This window comes from Streptomyces sp. WG5, from assembly GCF_049974565.1.
GTDB lineage: Bacteria > Actinomycetota > Actinomycetes > Streptomycetales > Streptomycetaceae > Streptomyces.
Genome location: NZ_JBNGGC010000209.1, coordinates 1 through 507 on the forward strand (window position 1 = coordinate 1; position 507 = coordinate 507).

General features: G+C 61.9%; 1 protein-coding gene. It reads left to right on the forward strand.

The annotated features are described in order from the left end of the window. Positions 1-320, forward strand: a 320-nt coding sequence (locus ACP4IX_RS36665; protein WP_426559031.1) for an ATP-binding cassette domain-containing protein, incomplete at its 5' end; no start/stop codon positions are given. Positions 321-507: the final 187 nt, after the last annotated feature.

Sequence of the window (507 nt, forward strand, 5' to 3'; positions counted from 1 at the left end):
GCGGTCAGCAGCAGATGCTGGCGATTGGCCGTGCCTTGATGGGCAAGCCGAAGCTGCTGCTGCTGGACGAACCTTCGCTCGGGCTATCGCCGACGCTTGTCGATCAGATCCTTGCGGCGATCGTGTCACTCCGAAAAGAAGGCGTGACTGTCCTGCTTGTCGAGCAGAATGCCAGCGCCGCGCTCGAGATCGCCGACCGCGCCTATGTGATGGAGCTTGGCGAATTCATCATGAGCGGCTCGGCGAAAGAGATCAGCGGCGACCAGGGCGTGGTGGCGAGCTATCTCGGCTTCCAGCACGGCGAAGAGAGCAGGCTGTAGCGCGGGAACGAGCTGTTCTCACCTCTCCCCACGGGGGAGAGGTCGCGAGCAAAGCGAGCGGGTAAGGGGCTTCTGCTCTTTACCTTCTGAACTTTGCGACCAGCTCCACATGCGGCGTATGGCGGAACTGGTCGACCGGCGTGACGCTGTCGATCTTGAAACCGCCATCGATCAGAATGCGCGCGTC